Genomic DNA, 18,397 nt, shown 5'->3' on the forward strand with positions numbered 1-18,397 from the left:
CGTTCATGTCCACAAACTGGCGTAACGCTTATGCTGCATTTGTTCGCTGGCCTGGATTTCCATACCGGCCTGATGTTAATTCTCGCATTGTTGTTCGTGTTGTTTTATGAAGCCATCAACGGTTTTCATGATACGGCCAATGCGGTCGCTACAGTTATTTATACCCGCGCCATGCGCTCGCAACTTGCGGTCGTGATGGCAGGTTTGTTCAACTTTCTTGGCGTAATGCTCGGCGGTTTGAGTGTTGCTTACGCCATCGTCCACTTGTTGCCTACCGATCTGTTGTTGAACGTCAGTTCAGCACACGGATTAGCCATGGTCTTCTCCATGCTGTTGGCGGCAATCATCTGGAACCTCGGCACCTGGTATTTCGGTCTGCCGGCGTCCAGTTCCCATACGCTGATAGGCGCAATCATCGGTGTCGGTTTAACCAACGCCCTGATGACCCACACTTCGGTCGTGGATGCGCTTAACGTCCCGAAAATGATTGGCATTTTCCTTTCTCTGCTGTTCTCGCCGCTGGTCGGCATGATGGTGGCGGGAGTGATGGTGTTCGCCTTGCGCCGCTATTGGAGTGGCACCAAGAAACGCCAGCGTATCCACATGACCCCAGCGGAACGTGAAAAGGTCGACGGCAAACGCAAGCCGCCGTTCTGGACCCGTATCGCGCTGATCCTGTCGGCGATTGGCGTCAGCTTCTCGCACGGCGCCAACGACGGTCAGAAAGGCATCGGCCTTATCATGCTAGTGCTGATCGGCGTTGCCCCGGCCGGCTTCGTGGTCAATATGAATGCAACCGGTTATGACATCACCCGTACGCGTGACGCCGTGACCCACCTGCAGCAATATTACCAGCAGCACGGCGACGCGCTGTCGCATGCGGTGTCGTTGACGCCGCTGGTGCCAAGCCCGGATGACGAAGCCACGCCTGGCAAACCGGCCGAGTTCCACTGCGACAGTTCGCGCGCCATGCCGGCGATCGAGCTGGCTCAGGGCATGCTGACCAACCTGCAAAGCTACGATCAGTTGACGGTTGAGCAGCGCAGCCATTTGCGCCGCCTGCTGATGTGCGTGACCGACACGGCGGATAAAGTCGCCAAGCTGCCGGAAACCTCATCCGCCGATCAGCGCTTCCTGAAGAACCTGCGTCAGGATCTGCTGCAGACCGTCGAGTACGCGCCGATGTGGATCATCGTCGCCGTCGCGCTGGCGCTGTCGCTCGGCACCATGGTGGGCTGGAAACGCGTAGCCACCACCATCGGCGAGAAGATCGGCAAGAAAGGCATGACCTACGCCCAGGGCGTATCGGCCCAGATGACCGCGGCGCTGTCGATCGGCGTGGCGAGTTATACCGGCATGCCGGTCTCCACCACCCACGTTCTCTCTTCGGCGGTTGCCGGGACGATGATCGTGGACGGCGGCGGCGTGCAGAGCAAAACCGTGAAGAACATCCTGTTGGCCTGGGTGCTCACCCTGCCAATCTCGATTCTGCTTTCCGGTGCGCTGTATTGGGTCGCGTTGAAGCTGATCTAAGCGACAAGCATCATGAGGAAGGCGGCCGCATGGCCGCCTTTTTTTTGCCTGCATCAAGGGAAACAGAAAGGCATTAATACCAAATCATCATCGCTATCAGGCAGATGACCACCAGGCCGCACAGGGCCGAAGTCAGCATAAACTGCCCGCGCACCCGCTCGCAGCGGCGAATAAACTCCGGATCGTGGTGCTCGACATAGCGCTGCGCGAAGATATAACGCACCAGCCTCAGCTGCTTGCTGGGTTGGCCGTGGGCGGTAAAGAAGCCGCCGCCGTCGACATATTGGTACAGCAGCGGGTCACAGCCGCGCAATACCACCAGCAGCGCGCGCAGAGAAGAGTAATACCGCACCATGTTAACCACACACACCACACACAAGGCCCAAAACAGCGCGACGGTACTGATCATGATTGCCCCCTCAAGGCGTTGTTATCCGCGGCCATCCGCCGGGTCCAACCGCCCTACCTCATTACCCGATACTCTGCTGGAGCTTACCGCTCTCATCCCCTTTTTTTGCCTGCACGGGCCACGCCCATAACCCACCGCCCCCGAAGACGTTGCCGCACCGCACGATGAGATTTGCACGGCATGGTTCTACTCAGAGGAGAAATGATGAGGCCCATATCCATCATTGTAGGTTAATGAAACGCAAACTGGCCTGAGCAGTGGATAAAATTTACCGCCCTGTGCCGAAAAGTCACCTGCCGGGGCGTTATAAGCGATAACCGCCCGTTTTCGATTAGGCTGTTTTTATGGATAGTCTATCCCGCGCCACGCCGCTGATCTTTCCCCCCACGCTGGCTAGACTCAGGTTTCCGTTACGCTTATCCAAGGAAACTGTTATGGCAAACCATTCAATCAAGGGAAAAACCGTCCTGATCGCCGGCGGCGCCAAGAACCTCGGCGGGCTGATCGCGCGCGATTTGGCTGAGCAAGGCGCCAAAGCGGTGGTGATCCACTACAACAGCGCCGCCTCCAAAACCGAGGCGGAGAAAACCGTCGCCGCCATTCAGGCCGCCGGGGCGCAAGGCGTCGCGCTGCAGGCCGATCTGACCACGGCGGGCGCGGTCGAGAAGCTGTTCGCCGATGCTGTCGCCGCCGTCGGCAAGCCGGATATCGCCATCAATACCGTCGGCAAGGTGCTGAAAAAGCCGCTGATCGACATCAGCGAAGCCGAGTACGACGAGATGACCGCGGTCAACGCCAAAACCGCGTTCTTCTTCCTGAAAGAAGCGGGTAAGCACCTTAACGACAACGGCAAAATCTGCACGCTGGTCACCTCGCTGCTCGGCGCCTTCACGCCGTTCTACCCCGCTTACGCCGGCACCAAAGCGCCGGTGGAGCACTTCACCCGCGCCGCCGCCAAGGAGTTCGGCGAGCGCGGCATCTCCGTGACGGCGGTCGGCCCCGGCCCGATGGATACCCCGTTCTTCTACCCGGCGGAAGGCGCGGACGCCGTGGCCTACCACAAGACGGCGGCGGCGCTGTCGCCATTCAGCCAAACCGGCCTGACCGATATCGAAGACGTGGTGCCGTTCATCCGTCATCTGGTCAGCGACGGCTGGTGGATAACCGGCCAAACCATCCTGATCAACGGCGGCTACACCACCAAATAAACCCGGCGGGGGCACCTATCGCCCCCGCACCTGCTCGCGCGCAACCGCGCCATGCGGCTACACTCTCTTTCAGAAACGGCGCCAAGGAACAGCAGGTCAACGAGATGGACAGATTCAATCAATACCGCGTATTCGTACAGGTGGCAGAGATGGGCAGCTTTATCCGGGCGGCCCATGCGCTGGAGGTGCCGCGCGCCTCGGTGTCCGCCGCCGTTCAGCAACTGGAAACGCAGCTGGGCGTGCGCCTGCTGCACCGCACCACACGGCAAGTGCGGCTGACCGCCGACGGCGAACAGCTGCTCGAACGGCTGCGCCCGCTGCTGGCCGAGGTGGAGGATATCGATCAGTCGTTTCAGGCCAGCCAACGGCAGGCCTCCGGGCGGCTCAGCGTCGATGTGCCGAGCCGCATCGCCCGTCGGCTGATCGCGCCGGCGCTGCCCAGCCTGCTGCGGCGCCACCCTCATCTGCAGCTGGTGCTCGGCTCCGCCGATCGCGCCATCGATCTGGTGCAGGAAGGGGTCGACTGCGCGGTGCGCGTCGGCGATCTGCACGACAGCAGCCTGGTGATGCGCCCACTCGGCCATATCGCGCTGATCAACTGCGCCAGCCCCGCCTACCTGAGCGAATTCGGCCATCCTCTTCATCCCGCCGATCTCGCCGAGGGGCACTGGAGCATCGGCTACGCCTCGCCCAAAACCGGCCGCGAATCCCCCTGGGAATACCTGACCGGCGACGGCCACACCCAGCGGCTCGACTTGCCCAGCCGGGTGGTGGTCAACAACGCCGAAAGCTATATCGCCTGCTGCCGCGCCGGGCTGGGATTGATGCAAATCCCGCGCTACGACGTGCAACACCTGCTCGACGCCGGTGAACTGGTGGAAGTCCTGCCCGGTTACCGCGCCGCCTCCATGCCGATCGCCCTGATCTACCCCCATCGCCGCCAGCGTTCCCGCCGTTTGGCGGTGTTTCATGAGTGGTTTGAAAGCCTGCTGCAACCGCATCTGGAGCGCTGATTGCACATTTAGCGCTATACTTTGTTTAATAACGCTTATAATTCAAGCGGTCAGACCGTTAAAACCCGCATAACCCTTAGGCTTTTTCGCCGCGCGGGTGTACAACGAAATGTATCGTGCGCAGAGATTTTCGATGCGGCGCAGTGTGATCGCCCCAACATATCATTGCGTTATCCGAATGATACTATGGAACCAAAAGCGCCAGGCGGGTACACGGAACGCCTGCTAACCCTTTTTAATCGGCATGTTTATGGAAGGAGTATTCTTATGGCTTACAAACACATATTGATCGCGGTAGACCTATCCCCGGAAAGCAAGATCCTGGTAGAAAAAGCCGTCTCTATGGCGCGGCCGTATAACGCCAAAGTTTCTCTGATCCACGTCGATGTCAACTATTCCGATCTCTATACTGGCCTTATCGACGTCAATCTCGGCGACATGCAAAAGCGCATCTCTGAAGAAACCCACCAGGCGCTGACCGAGCTGTCGCAAAACGCCGGCTACCCGATCACCGAGACCCTGAGCGGCAGCGGCGATCTGGCGCAGGTGCTGGTGGACGCCATCAAGAAATACGACATGGACCTGGTGCTGTGCGGCCACCACCAGGACTTCTGGAGCAAGCTGATGTCTTCCGCTCGCCAGCTGATCAATACCGTGCACATCGATATGCTGATCGTGCCGCTGCGCGACGAAGAAGACGAATAAAGTAAGCGCTTGCTAACTTAACTGCCCAACGCCCGCGCCCTGCGGGCGTTTTTCATGCCGCCACGCCGATTAATCGCTTGATAATCAACCGCCCTCCGATGATATAGTCGCTAAAGACACAACATCCTCCCCCGAGCATCACCTATACCCAAATCTATAAGAAATAGCGGGGGAAAATTTAATGCTAAAAGGAGTTATCCATGGAATATGCCGTATCGGTAGAGTCTTTCCTGTCCTCGTTACAACGCCATAACCCCCACCAGCCGGAATATTTGCAGGCCGTGCGCGAAGTGTTCACCTCGCTGTGGCCATTTATCGAGCGCAACCCGCGCTATCGCGAACAAGCGCTGCTGGAGCGCCTGGTGGAGCCCGAGCGCATCATTCAGTTCCGCGTCAGCTGGGTGGACGATCGCGGCCAGGTGCAGGTCAATCGCGCCTTTCGCGTCCAGTTCAACTCGGCCATCGGCCCCTACAAGGGCGGCATGCGCTTCCACCCGTCGGTAAACCTGTCGATCCTGAAGTTCCTCGGCTTTGAGCAGACCTTCAAGAATGCGCTGACCACCCTGCCGATGGGCGGCGGCAAAGGCGGCTCCGATTTCGATCCGAAAGGCAAAAGCCAGGGCGAGATCATGCGTTTCTGCCAGGCGCTGATGACCGAGCTGTATCGCCACTTGGGCCCGGACACCGACGTGCCGGCCGGCGACATCGGCGTCGGTGGCCGTGAAGTCGGCTTTATGGCCGGCATGATGAAGAAACTGTCCAACAACACCGCCTGCGTGTTTACCGGCAAAGGGCTCTCCTTCGGCGGCAGCCTGATCCGCCCCGAGGCGACCGGCTACGGCCTGGTGTACTTTACCGACGCCATGCTGCAGCGCCACGGCTTGGGCTTTGAGGGCATGCGGGTGGCGGTGTCCGGCTCCGGCAACGTGGCGCAGTACACCATCGAGAAAGCGTTGGAGCTGGACGCGCGCGTGATCACCGTGTCGGATTCCGGCGGCACTCTGGTGGACGAAGACGGCTTCACCACCGAGAAGCTGGCGCACCTGGCGGAGATCAAAAACCAGCGCTACGGCCGGGTGGCGGACTACGCCCGCGAACGCGGCCTGACCTACCTGGCGGGCCAGCAGCCGTGGAGCGTGCCGGTGGATATCGCCCTGCCGTGCGCCACCCAGAACGAACTGGATCTCGAGGCGGCGCAGACGTTGATCCGCAACGGGGTGAAAGCGGTGGCGGAAGGCGCCAACATGCCGACCACCATCCAGGCCACCGACGCCTTCCTCGACGCCGGGGTGCTGTTCGCGCCCGGCAAGGCGGCCAACGCCGGCGGCGTGGCCACCTCGGGGCTGGAGATGGCGCAAAACGCCGCACGCATCGGCTGGCGGGCGGAAAAAGTGGATGTACGTTTACAACATATCATGGCGGATATTCATCATGCCTGCGTGGAATACGGCGGCGAGGGCAAGCAAACCCACTATGTACACGGCGCGAATATCGCCGGTTTCGTTAAGGTTGCGGAGGCGATGCTGGCCCAGGGCGTGCTGTAATCGGGCGAAAAGGTGATCTTGTTCACACATCGATTAAATGCTTCAATGCCGGCTCCTTCGCCGGCATTTTTTTCCGCGTCCAAGCCATCAAAATGATGCAAAAACGTTAATTAAAAGTTAATAAAAAGTTATTTATGGCCGTTTAATTGGTAGTAAATTTACCACCGCCAAATAATTAAACATTTATTTAACACTAAATACGCCAGTATTTTACTTAAATGTGCGCAGATCACATTTCATTAACTTCGGCTACGCTCCCTCTTCCATTCCTTTGTAATCTGCAGCGGTGGAAAAACCGCCACCCCTACAGATAAAAAAAGGTACAGCTAATGAAATTTAACCTCGCATTATTAAATGCATGTGTGGTTTCTGCGTGCATGTTATCGACAACACCTGTGTTCGCCGCTGATAAATATGAGATTGCCGTGGTCGCCAAAGTGACTGGCATTCCGTGGTTCAACCGCATGGAAGTGGGCGTCAACGAAGCGGCGAAAAAACTCGACGTCAACGCTTACCAGACCGGCCCGTCTACGCCGGATCCGGCCGCGCAGGTCAAGGTGATTGAGGATCTGATCGCCAAGAACGTCAACGCCATCATCGTGGTGCCGAACGACGCCAAGGTGCTGGAGCCGGTGCTGAAAAAAGCGCGCGACAAAGGCATCGTGGTGCTGACCCATGAATCCCCGGACCAGCAGATCGGCCAGTGGGACATCGAAACCATCGACAGCGAGAAATACGCGCAGGCCAACGTCGATGAGCTGGCGAAAGACATGGGCGGCAAAGGCGGCTACGCGATCTACGTCGGCTCGCTGACTGTGCCGCTGCACAACGCCTGGGCCGATTCCGCCATCAAATACCAGAAAGAAAAATACCCGGACATGTTTGAAGTCACCTCGCGCTTGCCGGTGGCGGAAAGCATCGACAAATCCTACGCCACCACGCTGGATCTGATGAAAACCTATCCGCAGATGAAGGGCATCATCGGCTTCGGTTCGCTCGGCCCAATCGGCGCCGGCCAGGCGGTGGCCAAGAAACGCGCCAAGGACAAAATCGCGGTGGTGGGCATCGCCATGCCGGCGCAGGCCGCTCCTTACCTGATGCGCGGCGACATCAAGAAAGCGCTGCTGTGGGATCCGAAAGACGCCGGTTATGCGCTGGTGACGGTGGCCGACCAGCTGCTGCAGGGCAAAGAAGTGAATAAGGGCCTGTCGATCGAGGGCCTCGGCAAAGCCGACGTCGATATGGAACACAAAGTGATTCGGTTTAATAAGATTTTGGAAGTGACCAAAGACAACGCCCAATCGCTCGGATTCTGATTTTTCGCGTAATTTCGCCACACCGGGAAAGTAGTTAAACCCTCGTAGGGGCGCAGCAACGCTGCGCCCAGGGCTTCGGCCGCTACGCAAGCACAGGTTAACGTTATGACAGCCTCCCCCGCATTTATCACCCTGGAGAATATCAGCAAGCGATTCCCAGGCGTGCTGGCATTAGACCAGATCAACCTGACGCTGAATAAAGGCGAAGTGCACTGCCTGGCCGGGCAAAACGGCTGCGGCAAAAGCACCATCATTAAAATCATCTCCGGCGTCTATCAGCCGGAAAAAGGCGCCAATATTTCGCTGGAAGGCAAACTCTTCCACGCCCTGACGCCGCAGCTGTCCGGTTATTACGGCATACAGGTGATCTACCAGGACCTGTCGCTGTTCCCTAACCTGACGGTGGCGGAAAACATCGCCATCCACCGTTACCTGCCCGGCGGCCACTTCTGGGTGCGCAAGCGGGTGATGCGCCAGACGGCGCTGGACGCCATGGCGCGGGTCGGCGTACACATCGATCCCGATAAAAAAGTGGAAAAACTGTCGATCGCCGATCGGCAGCTGGTGGCGATTTGTCGCGCCATCGCCGCCGAAGCGCGGTTGGTTATCATGGACGAACCGACCGCCTCGCTGACCCGCCAGGAAGTCGACGGCCTGCTGCGGGTGGTCAACGAACTGAAGGCGGCCGGCATCTGCGTGGTGTTCGTCAGCCACCGATTGGATGAAGTGATGGAAGTCGCCGATCGCATCAGCGTGATGCGCGACGGCAAGCTGGTGGGCACCTGGCCGGCCAGCGAACTGGACAGCCATGAACTGGCGTTCCTGATGACCGGCCAACGCTTCCATTACAGCCCGCTGCCCCCGCTGCCGCCGGCCGAACAGGCGCCGCTGCTCGAGGTGCGCAACCTCAGCCGCGGCGAGAAATACCGCAACGTCAATCTGGCGCTGCGCGGCGGCGAGATCGTCTCGATCGTCGGCCTGCTCGGCGCCGGCCGCACCGAACTGTGCCTCAGCCTGTTCGGCATGACGCGGCCGGACAGCGGCGAGATCCGCATCGAGGGCCGGGCGGTGCAGCTGCACAACAACCGCGAAGCGGTGCGCCACGGCATCGGCTATGTGTCGGAGGATCGTCTGACGCAGGGATTGATCATGGAGCAATCGATCTACGACAACACCATCGTCACCGTCTTCGATCGACTGCATACCTCGCTCGGGCTGCTGGATCACGCCAAGGCGACCGAGCTGGTTAACCGGCTGATCCGCGATTTGAACATCAAGGTGTCCGACAGCGCATTGCCGGTGAAAACCCTGTCCGGCGGCAACGCCCAGCGCATCGCCATCGCCAAATGGGTCGCGACCCAGCCGAAGATCCTGATCCTCGACTCGCCCACCGTCGGCGTGGACATCGCCAACAAAGAGGGGATCTACCAGATCGCCCGCGATCTGGCGCAGCTGGGCATGGCGGTGCTGATGATCTGCGACGAGATCCCGGAAGCATATTACAACAGCCATCGGGTGATGGTGATGCGCAAAGGCGAGTTGATCGCCGAGTTCGCGCCGCACCAGAGTACCGAACAACAGATCGCCGAGGTGGTGAATGGATAAGTCATTATTGGCCCGCTTGGCCGGGCGGCACGAGTTTTATCTCGGCCTGTTGGTGCTGCTGCTGGCGATCGGCCTGAGCGCCGGCACCGATGAGTTCCTGACGCTCGGCAACCTGACCGACGTCGCCACCAGCTACGCCATTCTCGGCATCCTGGCCTGCGGGCTGTTCGTGGTGCTGATCGCCGGCGGCATCGACATATCGTTCCCGGCGGTCACCGCCATCGCGCAGTATGTGATGGCCAGCTGGGTGATCCAGCACGGCGGCAGCTTCCCGCTGGCGTTCGCCCTGGCGATTGGCGTCGGCCTGCTGCTCGGACTGGTGAACGGTTTCCTGGTGTACTGGCTGAAGGTGCCGGCGATCATCATCACCATCGCCACCCTTAACCTGTTCTACGGCCTGCTGGTGTACGCCACCAACGGCACCTGGCTGTACGGCTTCCCGGACTGGTTCATGAACGGCATCAACTGGTTCTCGTTCCAGGGCGCCGACGGTTACGACTACGGCCTGACGCTGCCGCTGCTGTGCCTGCTGGCGACCATCGTCGTCACCGGCGTGCTGATGAACCGCACCCGGCTGGGGCGCCAGATCTACGCCATGGGCGGCAACCGCGACGCGGCGTCGCGCCTGGGGTTGAACCTGCTGCGGCTGCACTTCTGCGTCTACGGCTATATGGGCATTCTGGCCGGCGTCGCGGCGGTGGTCCAGGCGCAGATCACCCAGTCGGTGGCGCCCAACTCGCTGCTCGGCTTCGAGCTGACGGTATTGGCGGCGGTGGTGCTGGGCGGCACCAGCATGAGCGGCGGCCGCGGATCGTTGACCGGCACCCTGCTCGGCGTGGTGCTGCTGGCCTTCCTACAAAACGGGCTGACGCTGCTCAGCGTCTCGGCCTATTGGCACCAGGTATTCAGCGGCGCGATCATTTTGATCAGCATCAGCACCACCGCCTGGAACGAAAAACGCAAGCTGCTCAAGGAGATCTGACATGACGCAGTTAACTCGGTTGATCCCAAACGATCGGATCATTCGCCTGCAGGGCGCGATCATCATCGCGGTAGCGCTGCTGTTCGCCGGGCTGCTCGGATCGCGCTTCTTCAGCCTCGGCAACTTCCAGTCGATCGCCTCGCAGCTGCCGATCCTCGGCCTGCTGGCGCTCGGCATGGGCATCACCATGCTGACCGGCGGCATCAACCTGTCGATCATCGCCGGCGCCAACGCCTGTTCGCTGGTGATGGCGGCGATCATCGTCAGCCATCCCGACCAGCCGCTGTTCCTGGCGCTGGCGCTGTTGGCCGGCCTGCTGGTGGCGGTGGCGATCGGCGCGCTCAACGGCGCGCTGGTAGCCTGGATAGGCGTCTCGCCCATCCTCGCCTCGCTCGGCACCATGACCCTGATCACCGGCCTGAATATTCTGCTGTCCAACGGCGCGGTGATCTCCGGCTTCCCGGCGGCGATTCAATTTCTCGGCAACGGTGCCGTGCTCGGCGTGCCGGTGGCGCTGATCCTGTTCCTGCTGGTGGCGGTGGGTCTGTGGCTGCTGCTGGAGCACACCACGCTGGGGCGCAGCCTGTACCTGATCGGCTCCAACGAGCAGGCCACCCGCTTCAGCGGCGTGAACACCGCGCGGGTGCAGATCGCGGTGTATATCCTGTCGGCGCTGCTCGGCTGGGGCGCCGCCCTGCTGATGATGGCCAAGTTCAACTCGGCCAAGGCCGGCTACGGCGAATCTTATCTGCTGGTGACCATTCTGGCCTCGGTGCTGGGCGGCATTAACCCGGACGGCGGTTTCGGCCGTATTCTGGGGCTGGTGCTGGCGCTGATCGTGCTGCAAATGTTGGAAAGCGGCCTCAATTTGCTGGGGGTCAGCAGCTACCTGACCATGGCCCTGTGGGGCGGCGTGCTGATCCTGTTTATCGCGTTACAGAATCGAAAAGCCTGAGGAGAAAATAATGGCGAGCTATTTTATTGGCGTAGATGTGGGCACCGGAAGCGCGCGCGCGGGCGTATTCGATCTCAATGGCCGCATGGTCGGCCAGGCCAGCCGGGCCATCGATCTGTACCGGCCGAAGGCGGATTTCGTCGAGCAGTCGTCGGATAACATCTGGCAGGCGGTGTGCAATGCGGTGCGCGACGCGGTCAACCAGGCCGACATCAACCCGATCCAGGTCAAAGGGCTGGGCTTCGACGCCACCTGTTCGCTGGTGGTGCTGGATAAAGAAGGCAAACCGCTGACCGTCAGCCCCTCCGGCCGCACCGAGCAGAACATCATCGTGTGGATGGATCACCGGGCGATCGCCCAGGCCGAGCGCATCAACGCCACCAAACACCGGGTGCTGGACTTCGTCGGCGGCATCATTTCGCCGGAGATGCAGACGCCGAAACTGCTGTGGCTGAAGCAACACATGCCCACCACCTGGGCCAACGCCGGTTATCTGTTCGATCTGCCGGACTTCCTCACCTGGCGCGCCACCCAGGACGCCACCCGCTCGCTGTGCTCGACGGTGTGCAAGTGGACCTATCTCGGCCACGAGCAGCGCTGGGACAAGAGCTACTTCCAGCAGATCGGGCTGGAAGACGTGCTGGAACACGACGCCGCCAAGATCGGCAGCGACGTTAAAATGATGGGCGAGCCGCTGGGCCACGGCCTGACTCAGCGCGCCGCCAGCGAGATGGGGCTGATCGCCGGCACGGCGGTGAGCGTGTCAATCATCGACGCCCACGCCGGCACCCTCGGCACGCTGGGCGCCACCGGCGTCTCCGGCGAGGTGGCCGACTTCAACCGCCGCGTCGCGCTGATCGGCGGCACCTCCACCGGCCATATGGCGATGTCACGCACCGCGCGCTTTATCGGCGGCGTCTGGGGGCCGTATTATTCGGCGATCCTGCCGGAATACTGGTTGAACGAAGGCGGCCAGTCCGCCACCGGCGCGCTGATCGACCACGTCATCCAGTCGCACCCGTGCTATCAGGATCTGCTGGCGCAGGCGAAAACTCAGGGCCAGACCATCTATGAGGTGCTGAACGCCATTCTGCGCCGCATGGCCGGCGAGCCGGAGAACATCGCCTTCCTGACGCAGGACATTCACATGCTGCCGTACTTCCACGGCAACCGCTCGCCGCGCGCCAACCCGACGCTGACCGGCATCCTGACCGGGCTGAAGCTGTCGCGCACGCCGGAGGACATGGCGCTGCACTACCTGGCCACCATTCAGGCCATCGCGCTCGGCACCCGCCACATCATCGAAACCATGAACCACAGCGGCTACAGCATCGACACCATCATGGCCAGCGGCGGCGGCACCAAGAACCCGATCTTCGTGCAGGAGCACGCCAACGCCACCGGTTGCGCCATGCTGCTGCCGGAGGAGAGCGAAGCGATGCTGCTGGGCGGCGCGATGATGGGCACCGTGGCGGCCGGCGTGTTCGACACCTTGCCGGAGGCGATGAGCGCCATGAGCCGCATCGGCAAGACGGTGACGCCGCAGACCAACCAGATAAAAAGCTACTACGATCGCAAATACCGGGTGTTCCACGAGCTGTACAACGACCACATGAAATACCGCCGGTTGATGCAGGAGGAGGCGTGATGCAGCAAGAGTGGCGGCAGGCCGTGCAGGGCTGGCAAACCTACAGCCAGGAGCTGGCGCAGCTGGGCGAACGCCTCGATGCGCGCACCTGGCAACGGCTGCTGGCGCTGCTGGCCGACTGCCGCGGTAAAATCGCCGTCACCGGCGTCGGCACCTCGGGGATTGCGGCGCGCAAGATAGCCCATATGCTGGCCTGCGTGGAGCGGCCGGCGGTCTATCTCGACGCCACCGGCGCGGCGCACGGCGATCTGGGCTTCCTGCGCGCCGACGATCTGCTGATCCTGATCTCGCGCGGCGGCAATTCCGACGAGCTGACCCGCCTGCTGCCGACGCTGCAGGCCAAGGGGGTGACGCTGATCGCGGTGACGGAAAACCCGCATTCCGCCATCGCGCAGGCGGCGCAGCTGACGATCGCCACCGGGGTGCAAAAGGAGATAGATCCGCTGAACATGCTGGCCACCACCTCAATTGTGCTGGTGTTGGCGATCTTCGACGCCGCCTGCACCTGCCTGATGACGCGCAGCGGTTACGATAAGGACACCTTGCTGGCGGTGCATCCGGGCGGCGGCGTGGGGAAAAGTTTGCGGGAGGAAAACTGAGGGCCCGACACCGCGGGCCCGGCAGACATTACAGCGGCATGTAGATATCGAAACGGTGGCTTTTGGTCAGCGTGGCGGCGTGCGCCGGCACATCGGCCAGCGGCGGCGCGTAGTCCGGGCGTTTCACCACCACGCGCTTGGTCGCCAAACGGCGCGCCGGTTCCAGCAGGCCGTCAGCGTCATCGTCGCTGCCCACCAGCGATTGGAACACCCGCATCTCTTTCTTCACCAGCGCGCTTTTCTGCTTGTGCGGGAACATCGGATCGAGATACACCACCTCCGGGCGCGGGCTGAGATCCGCCAGCGCCGTCAGGCTGGAGGCGTGCAGCAGCGTCAGACGATCGCGCAGCCACGGGCCGATTTCCGCATCCTGATAGCCGCGCTGCAGGCCGTCGTCCAGCAACGCCGCCACCACCGGATTGCGCTCCAGCATCCGCACCCGGCAGCCCAGCGCCGCCAGCACGAAGGCGTCGCGCCCCAGCCCGGCGGTGGCGTCCACCACGTCCGGCAGGTAGCTGCCCTTGATGCCGACCGCCTTGGCCACCGCCTCGCCGCGGCCGCCGCCAAAGCGGCGCCGGTGCGCCATGGCGCCGGAGACGAAATCGACGTAGATCCCGCCAAGCTTCGGCTCGTCGCGCTTGCGCAGCTCCAGCCGCTGCGGGGTCAGTACCAGCGCCATCGGCGCGTCGTCGTCGGACGTCAGCCGCCAGCGCTGCGCCAAAACAGACAAGGCGCCGGGATCGGCGCCTGCTTCACACAATAAACACACGCTCACGTGTCGGGTTATCCTTTAATGCCGTAATGGCGCAGCATAGCATCCAGCTGCGGCTCGCGGCCACGGAAGCGTTTGAACAGCGCCATCGGCTCTTCCGAACCGCCGCGCGACAGGATGTTGTCGAGGAAAGATTTGCCGGTCTCGGCGTTGAAAATCCCCTCTTCTTCGAAGCGCGAGTAGGCGTCGGCCGACAGCACTTCCGCCCACAGGTAGCTGTAGTAACCCGCCGCGTAGCCGCCGGCGAAGATGTGGCTGAAGGCGTGCGGGAAGCGGCCCCAGCTCGGCGAAGGCACCACCGCCACCATTTTCTTCACTTCCGCCAGCGTCGGCAGGATCTGCGCCCCTTTCTCCGGGCTGTATTCGAAGTGCATGCGGAAATCGAACAGGCCGAACTCGAGCTGGCGCAGGATGAACAGCGCCGCCTGGTAATTCTTGGCCGCCAGCAGCTTGTCGAGCATGGCCTTCGGCAGCGGCTCGCCGCTCTGGTAGTGGCCGGAGATAAACGCCAGCGCTTCCGGCTCCCAGCACCAGTTTTCCATAAACTGGCTCGGCAGCTCGACCGCATCCCACGGCACCCCGTTGATGCCGGAGACGCCGGCGGTATCGATCTGCGTCAGCATGTGGTGCAGACCGTGGCCGAACTCGTGGAACAGCGTAGTCACTTCGTTATGGGTGAACAGCGCCGGCTGATCGCCCAGCGGGCGGTTGAAGTTGCAGGTCAGGTAAGCGACCGGTTTTTGCAGCGTGCCGTCGGCCTTGCGCAGGCTGCCGACGCAGTCGTCCATCCAGGCGCCGCCGCGTTTGTTTTCGCGGGCGTACAGATCGAGGTAGAAGCTGCCGCGCAGTTCTCCGTCGGCGTCGAACAGATCGAAGAAGCGCACGTCCGGATGCCAGGTATCCACGTCTTTACGCTCTTTGGCGGTGATGCCGTAAATGCGTTTCACCACTTCGAACAGCCCTTCCACCACACGCTGTTCCGGGAAGTACGGGCGCAGCTGCTCGTCGCTGATGGAGAACAGGTGCTGCTTCTGTTTTTCGCCGTAATAGGTGATGTCCCAGGCGTCGAGCTCGTCCACGCCATAGTGCTGTTTGGCGAAGGCGCGCAGCTGCGCCAGCTCCTGCTCGGCCTGCGGGCGGGCGCGCTTGGCCAGATCGCTCAGGAAGCCGATCACCTGCTCCGGGCTTTCCGCCATCTTGGTCGCCAGCGACTTGTCGGCGTAGGTGTCAAAGCCCAGCAGCTGAGCCAGCTCATGGCGCAGCGCCAGCGTTTCCGCCATCACTTCGCTGTTGTCCCATTTGCCGGCGTTCGGCCCCTGATCGGAGGCGCGGGTGGCGAAGGCGCGGTACATCTCTTCACGCAACGCGCGGTTGTCGGCGTAGGTCAGCACCGGCAGGTAGCTCGGCATGTCCAGCGTCAACAGCCAGCCGTCCTGCTCTTTGGCCTGCGCCATCGCCTGGGCCTGCGCCAGGGCGCTTTCCGGCAGGCCGCTCAGCTCGGCTTCGTCGGTAATCAGTTTGCTCCAGCCCATGGTGGCGTCGAGCACGTTGTTGCTGTAGGTAGAGCCCAGTTCGGACAGGCGCGCGACGATCTCGCCGTAGCGCTGCTGTTTGTCCGCCGACAGGCCGATGCCCGAGAGTTCGAAATCGCGCAGCGCGTTGTCCACCGCCTTGCGCTGCGGCACGCTCAGCGTCTCGAACGCCGCGCCCTCTTTCAGGCTGCGGTAGGCCTGGTACAGCCCTTCGTGCTGGCCGACCCAGGTGCCGTACTCGGACAGCAGCGGCAGCGCCTGCTCATAGGCGGCGCGCAGCTCCGGGCTGTTTTTCACCGAGTTCAGGTGCCCGATCGGCGACCAGATGCGCGACAGGCGATCGTCCGACTCCGCCAACGGCTGACACAAATTGTCCCAGGTGAACGGCCCCGGCTGCGCGACCACGCGCTCTACCGCAGCGCGGCAGTCCGCCAGCGCGGATTGCACCGCAGGCACGATATCTTCAGGGCGGATCGCCGAAAACGGCGGCAGGGAAAACGGGGTCAGCAACGGATTTGTCATAGGGCAGTCCTGATTAGCGTTGGGGCCCGCCGCGAGGGCGAGCCTTAAAATGCGTATGAATCTCTAACATGGAGCCGGACAACAGGAAAATCAATGCCCGGCGTTGATCGTTCGTGCCTTAAACGGCGCATTGGCGAATGCGGGCGGCCAGCGCCGCCAGCTGTTCGTCGTCGGCGCGCGCCGCATCGTGGGAGGAAATGTAGCCTTCGTAACGCGTGAAAAACTTCGGCGAGGTCGATTCGATCGGCCGCCACTGCTCCAGCGACGCAGTGCCGTGCAGCGGGATCAGTTTGGCATGCACATGGTCGACGCCGTAGCCCTCGAACACCATGCCGCAGCGGCCGACGTCGTCGAACGCGCGATCCAGCTGCCGCGCCACCCGCTTGGTCGCCAGCATCAGCGCGCTCAACACCTCGTCCGGCAGGTCAAACGCGTAGCTCGGGTGGTGCGCCTTGGGGATCACCACGCTGAAGCCGTCGGTGTTGGGAAAGATGGACAGGAACGCCAGATGGTCGTCGTCTTCCCAGATTTTATGGCACGGCGCCTTGCCCGCCACGATGTCGCAAAAAATGCAGCTCATCCTTTCTCCTTGTGATTCACAGCGTTTCAACCCGTTCGAATTCTTCGAATACCAGCCACATGTCCGGCGCAAAGCTCCCCTCGCGGGTAAAGAATGCCTGATGCCCCTCGCGCCAAAATGCCAGGCTTTTGTCGCCTTCGCCCTCTTTGGCCGCCATCTCGGCGGTCACCTGGTCGTAGCGCACCAGGCGCAGCGCCAGGGTTCTGATCACGCAGGCCGGTTCGCCGCGGCCATCAAGAACGATGTTGTAATCGCCGATCCTCGGGGTTTGTTCCCGACGATAGCTCGCATAGGAACTGCAGGTGGCGGTTTTATCCCCGCTCAGCACCAACCCCAGCAGTTCGTCGGCTAACGCGGGGCCGTCGCCGAACGCCCAGCGCGCCGCGTCGGGGTAATTCGCCAAAATCGCCTGTTTGCTCATCGTCCTGTCCCTTTCTGTTAACGTCTGCGGCAACGGAGTCCGGTTTTTCCCGGCCAGACAGTTTATACTGTGCAGATTATAAGCCTTATTGCATTGAATGCTCCGTCTGCGGAGCACAAGGAACCGCCACCCGTCATGTTAAGTTATCGCCACAGTTTCCACGCCGGCAACCACGCCGACGTGCTCAAACACACCGTTCAGAGCCTGATCATCGAGTCGCTGAAGGAAAAAGAGAAGCCGTTCCTGTATCTGGATACCCACTCGGGCGCGGGCCGTTATCAGCTCAGCGGCGAACACGCCGAGCGCACCGGCGAATACCTGGAAGGCATCGGCTTGCTGTGGCAACGCGACGATCTGCCCGAGGAGCTGGCGGCCTACATGAGCGTGGTGCACAACTTCAACCGTTCCGGCACGCTGCGCTACTACCCCGGTTCGCCGCTGATCGCCCGCCAGCTGCTGCGCCCTCAGGATAAAATTCACCTGACCGAGCTACACCCGAGCGATTACCCGCTGCTGCGCAGCGAGTTCCAGAAAGACGAGCGCGCCAAAGTGCAGCGCGCCGACGGCTATCAGCAGCTGAAATCCCAGCTGCCGCCACCGTCGCGCCGCGGCCTGATCCTGATGGACCCGCCGTATGAAATGAAGACCGATTACCAGGACGTGGTCAAAGGCATTCAGGAAGGCTACAAGCGTTTCGCCACCGGCACCTACGCGCTGTGGTACCCGGTGGTGATGCGCCAGCAGATCAAACGCATGCTGCGCGATCTGGAAGCCACCGGCATTCGCCGCATCCTGCAGATCGAGCTGGCGGTGAAACCCGACAGCGATCAGCGCGGCATGACCGCTTCCGGCATGATCGTCATCAACCCGCCGTGGAAGCTGGAACAGCAGATGAAAAACGTGCTGCCGTGGCTGCACAAGGTTCTGGTGCCGTCGGGCATCGGCCACCATCTGGTCAACTGGGTGGTACCGGAATAATCCCCGGCAGGGCGCGCTTTGTCGCGCCCTGCGTCCGCCTATCGCAGCCATCGACGCAATCTTTGCGACAAACCC

The 18,397-nt window shown here is 61.7% G+C and carries 17 protein-coding genes; 12 read left to right on the top strand and 5 right to left on the bottom strand.

Annotation, left to right across the window (positions count from 1 at the left end; all coding sequences use genetic code 11):
- Window positions 1–30 precede the first annotated feature (30 nt).
- Window positions 31–1,533 (top strand): inorganic phosphate transporter PitA, encoded by a 1,503-nt coding sequence (gene pitA, locus ACORQT_RS23285; RefSeq protein WP_033645348.1) that lies wholly within the window; start codon window positions 31–33, stop codon window positions 1,531–1,533.
- 73 nt (window positions 1,534–1,606) lie between these two features.
- Here pitA and uspB read toward each other — a convergent pair whose 3' ends face one another.
- A complete protein-coding gene (gene uspB, locus ACORQT_RS23290) occupies window positions 1,607–1,942 on the bottom strand; it encodes a universal stress protein UspB (protein ID WP_004930978.1) in 336 nt (111 codons plus the stop codon).
- Window positions 1,943–2,376: 434 nt separating this feature from the next.
- Between uspB and ACORQT_RS23295 the strand changes: the two genes are divergently transcribed.
- From ACORQT_RS23295 to ACORQT_RS23340, 10 genes are all read left to right on the top strand, one after another.
- Window positions 2,377–3,150: an SDR family oxidoreductase gene (locus tag ACORQT_RS23295; protein WP_444859288.1), complete on the top strand. Its 774-nt coding sequence runs from the start codon at window positions 2,377–2,379 to the stop codon at window positions 3,148–3,150.
- Between the two features lie 104 nt (window positions 3,151–3,254).
- Window positions 3,255–4,163, top strand: a complete 909-nt coding sequence (locus ACORQT_RS23300) for a LysR family transcriptional regulator (RefSeq protein ID WP_042785536.1) — start codon at window positions 3,255–3,257, stop codon at window positions 4,161–4,163.
- 267 nt (window positions 4,164–4,430) lie between these two features.
- Entirely contained in the window at window positions 4,431–4,868 is a 438-nt protein-coding gene (uspA, locus tag ACORQT_RS23305; RefSeq protein ID WP_004930988.1) for a universal stress protein UspA, read from the top strand.
- Between the two features lie 200 nt (window positions 4,869–5,068).
- Entirely contained in the window at window positions 5,069–6,412 is a 1,344-nt protein-coding gene (gene gdhA / locus ACORQT_RS23310) for an NADP-specific glutamate dehydrogenase (protein WP_016930438.1), read from the top strand.
- A 329-nt stretch (window positions 6,413–6,741) separates the two neighbouring features.
- Complete coding sequence (locus ACORQT_RS23315; RefSeq protein WP_164057856.1) at window positions 6,742–7,728, top strand: autoinducer 2 ABC transporter substrate-binding protein; 987 nt, start codon at window positions 6,742–6,744, stop codon at window positions 7,726–7,728.
- 105 nt (window positions 7,729–7,833) lie between these two features.
- Window positions 7,834–9,333, top strand: coding sequence for a sugar ABC transporter ATP-binding protein (locus ACORQT_RS23320; protein ID WP_028128101.1), 1,500 nt, complete (start codon window positions 7,834–7,836; stop codon window positions 9,331–9,333).
- Window positions 9,326–10,315 carry an ABC transporter permease gene (locus tag ACORQT_RS23325; protein ID WP_015379367.1) on the top strand — a complete coding sequence of 330 codons (990 nt, stop codon included), beginning with the start codon at window positions 9,326–9,328 and terminating at the stop codon, window positions 10,313–10,315. Before ACORQT_RS23320 ends, ACORQT_RS23325 begins: the two co-directional genes overlap by 8 nt.
- Window position 10,316: 1 nt before the next feature.
- Window positions 10,317–11,270: an ABC transporter permease gene (locus tag ACORQT_RS23330; protein WP_016930441.1), complete on the top strand. Its 954-nt coding sequence runs from the start codon at window positions 10,317–10,319 to the stop codon at window positions 11,268–11,270.
- 10 nt (window positions 11,271–11,280) lie between these two features.
- Complete coding sequence (locus tag ACORQT_RS23335) at window positions 11,281–12,918, top strand: FGGY-family carbohydrate kinase (protein WP_042785537.1); 1,638 nt, start codon at window positions 11,281–11,283, stop codon at window positions 12,916–12,918.
- Window positions 12,918–13,517, top strand: a complete 600-nt coding sequence (locus ACORQT_RS23340; protein WP_033645354.1) for a KpsF/GutQ family sugar-phosphate isomerase — start codon at window positions 12,918–12,920, stop codon at window positions 13,515–13,517. The genes ACORQT_RS23335 and ACORQT_RS23340 overlap by 1 nt, the downstream gene beginning before the upstream one ends.
- A 28-nt stretch (window positions 13,518–13,545) precedes the next feature.
- On the opposite strand, the gene rsmJ is transcribed toward ACORQT_RS23340, so the two are convergent.
- From rsmJ to ACORQT_RS23360, 4 genes are all read right to left on the bottom strand, one after another.
- A complete protein-coding gene (rsmJ, locus tag ACORQT_RS23345; RefSeq protein ID WP_033645355.1) occupies window positions 13,546–14,292 on the bottom strand; it encodes a 16S rRNA (guanine(1516)-N(2))-methyltransferase RsmJ in 747 nt (248 codons plus the stop codon).
- Window positions 14,293–14,300: 8 nt separating this feature from the next.
- On the bottom strand, window positions 14,301–16,343 hold the full coding sequence (prlC, locus tag ACORQT_RS23350) for an oligopeptidase A (protein WP_033645356.1): 2,043 nt from the start codon (window positions 16,341–16,343) through the stop codon (window positions 14,301–14,303).
- A gap of 118 nt (window positions 16,344–16,461) precedes the next feature.
- On the bottom strand, window positions 16,462–16,923 hold the full coding sequence (locus ACORQT_RS23355) for an HIT family protein (RefSeq protein WP_042785540.1): 462 nt from the start codon (window positions 16,921–16,923) through the stop codon (window positions 16,462–16,464).
- A gap of 16 nt (window positions 16,924–16,939) precedes the next feature.
- Window positions 16,940–17,344 carry an ASCH domain-containing protein gene (locus ACORQT_RS23360; RefSeq protein ID WP_047026522.1) on the bottom strand — a complete coding sequence of 135 codons (405 nt, stop codon included), beginning with the start codon at window positions 17,342–17,344 and terminating at the stop codon, window positions 16,940–16,942.
- 135 nt (window positions 17,345–17,479) lie between these two features.
- On the opposite strand from ACORQT_RS23360, the gene ACORQT_RS23365 reads away from it, so the two are divergent.
- Window positions 17,480–18,322 (top strand): 23S rRNA (adenine(2030)-N(6))-methyltransferase RlmJ, encoded by an 843-nt coding sequence (locus ACORQT_RS23365; protein ID WP_033636386.1) that lies wholly within the window; start codon window positions 17,480–17,482, stop codon window positions 18,320–18,322.
- Window positions 18,323–18,397 lie beyond the last annotated feature (75 nt).

It is taken from the genome of Serratia sp. (in: enterobacteria) (assembly GCF_052400455.1).
GTDB lineage: Bacteria > Pseudomonadota > Gammaproteobacteria > Enterobacterales > Enterobacteriaceae > Serratia > Serratia ureilytica.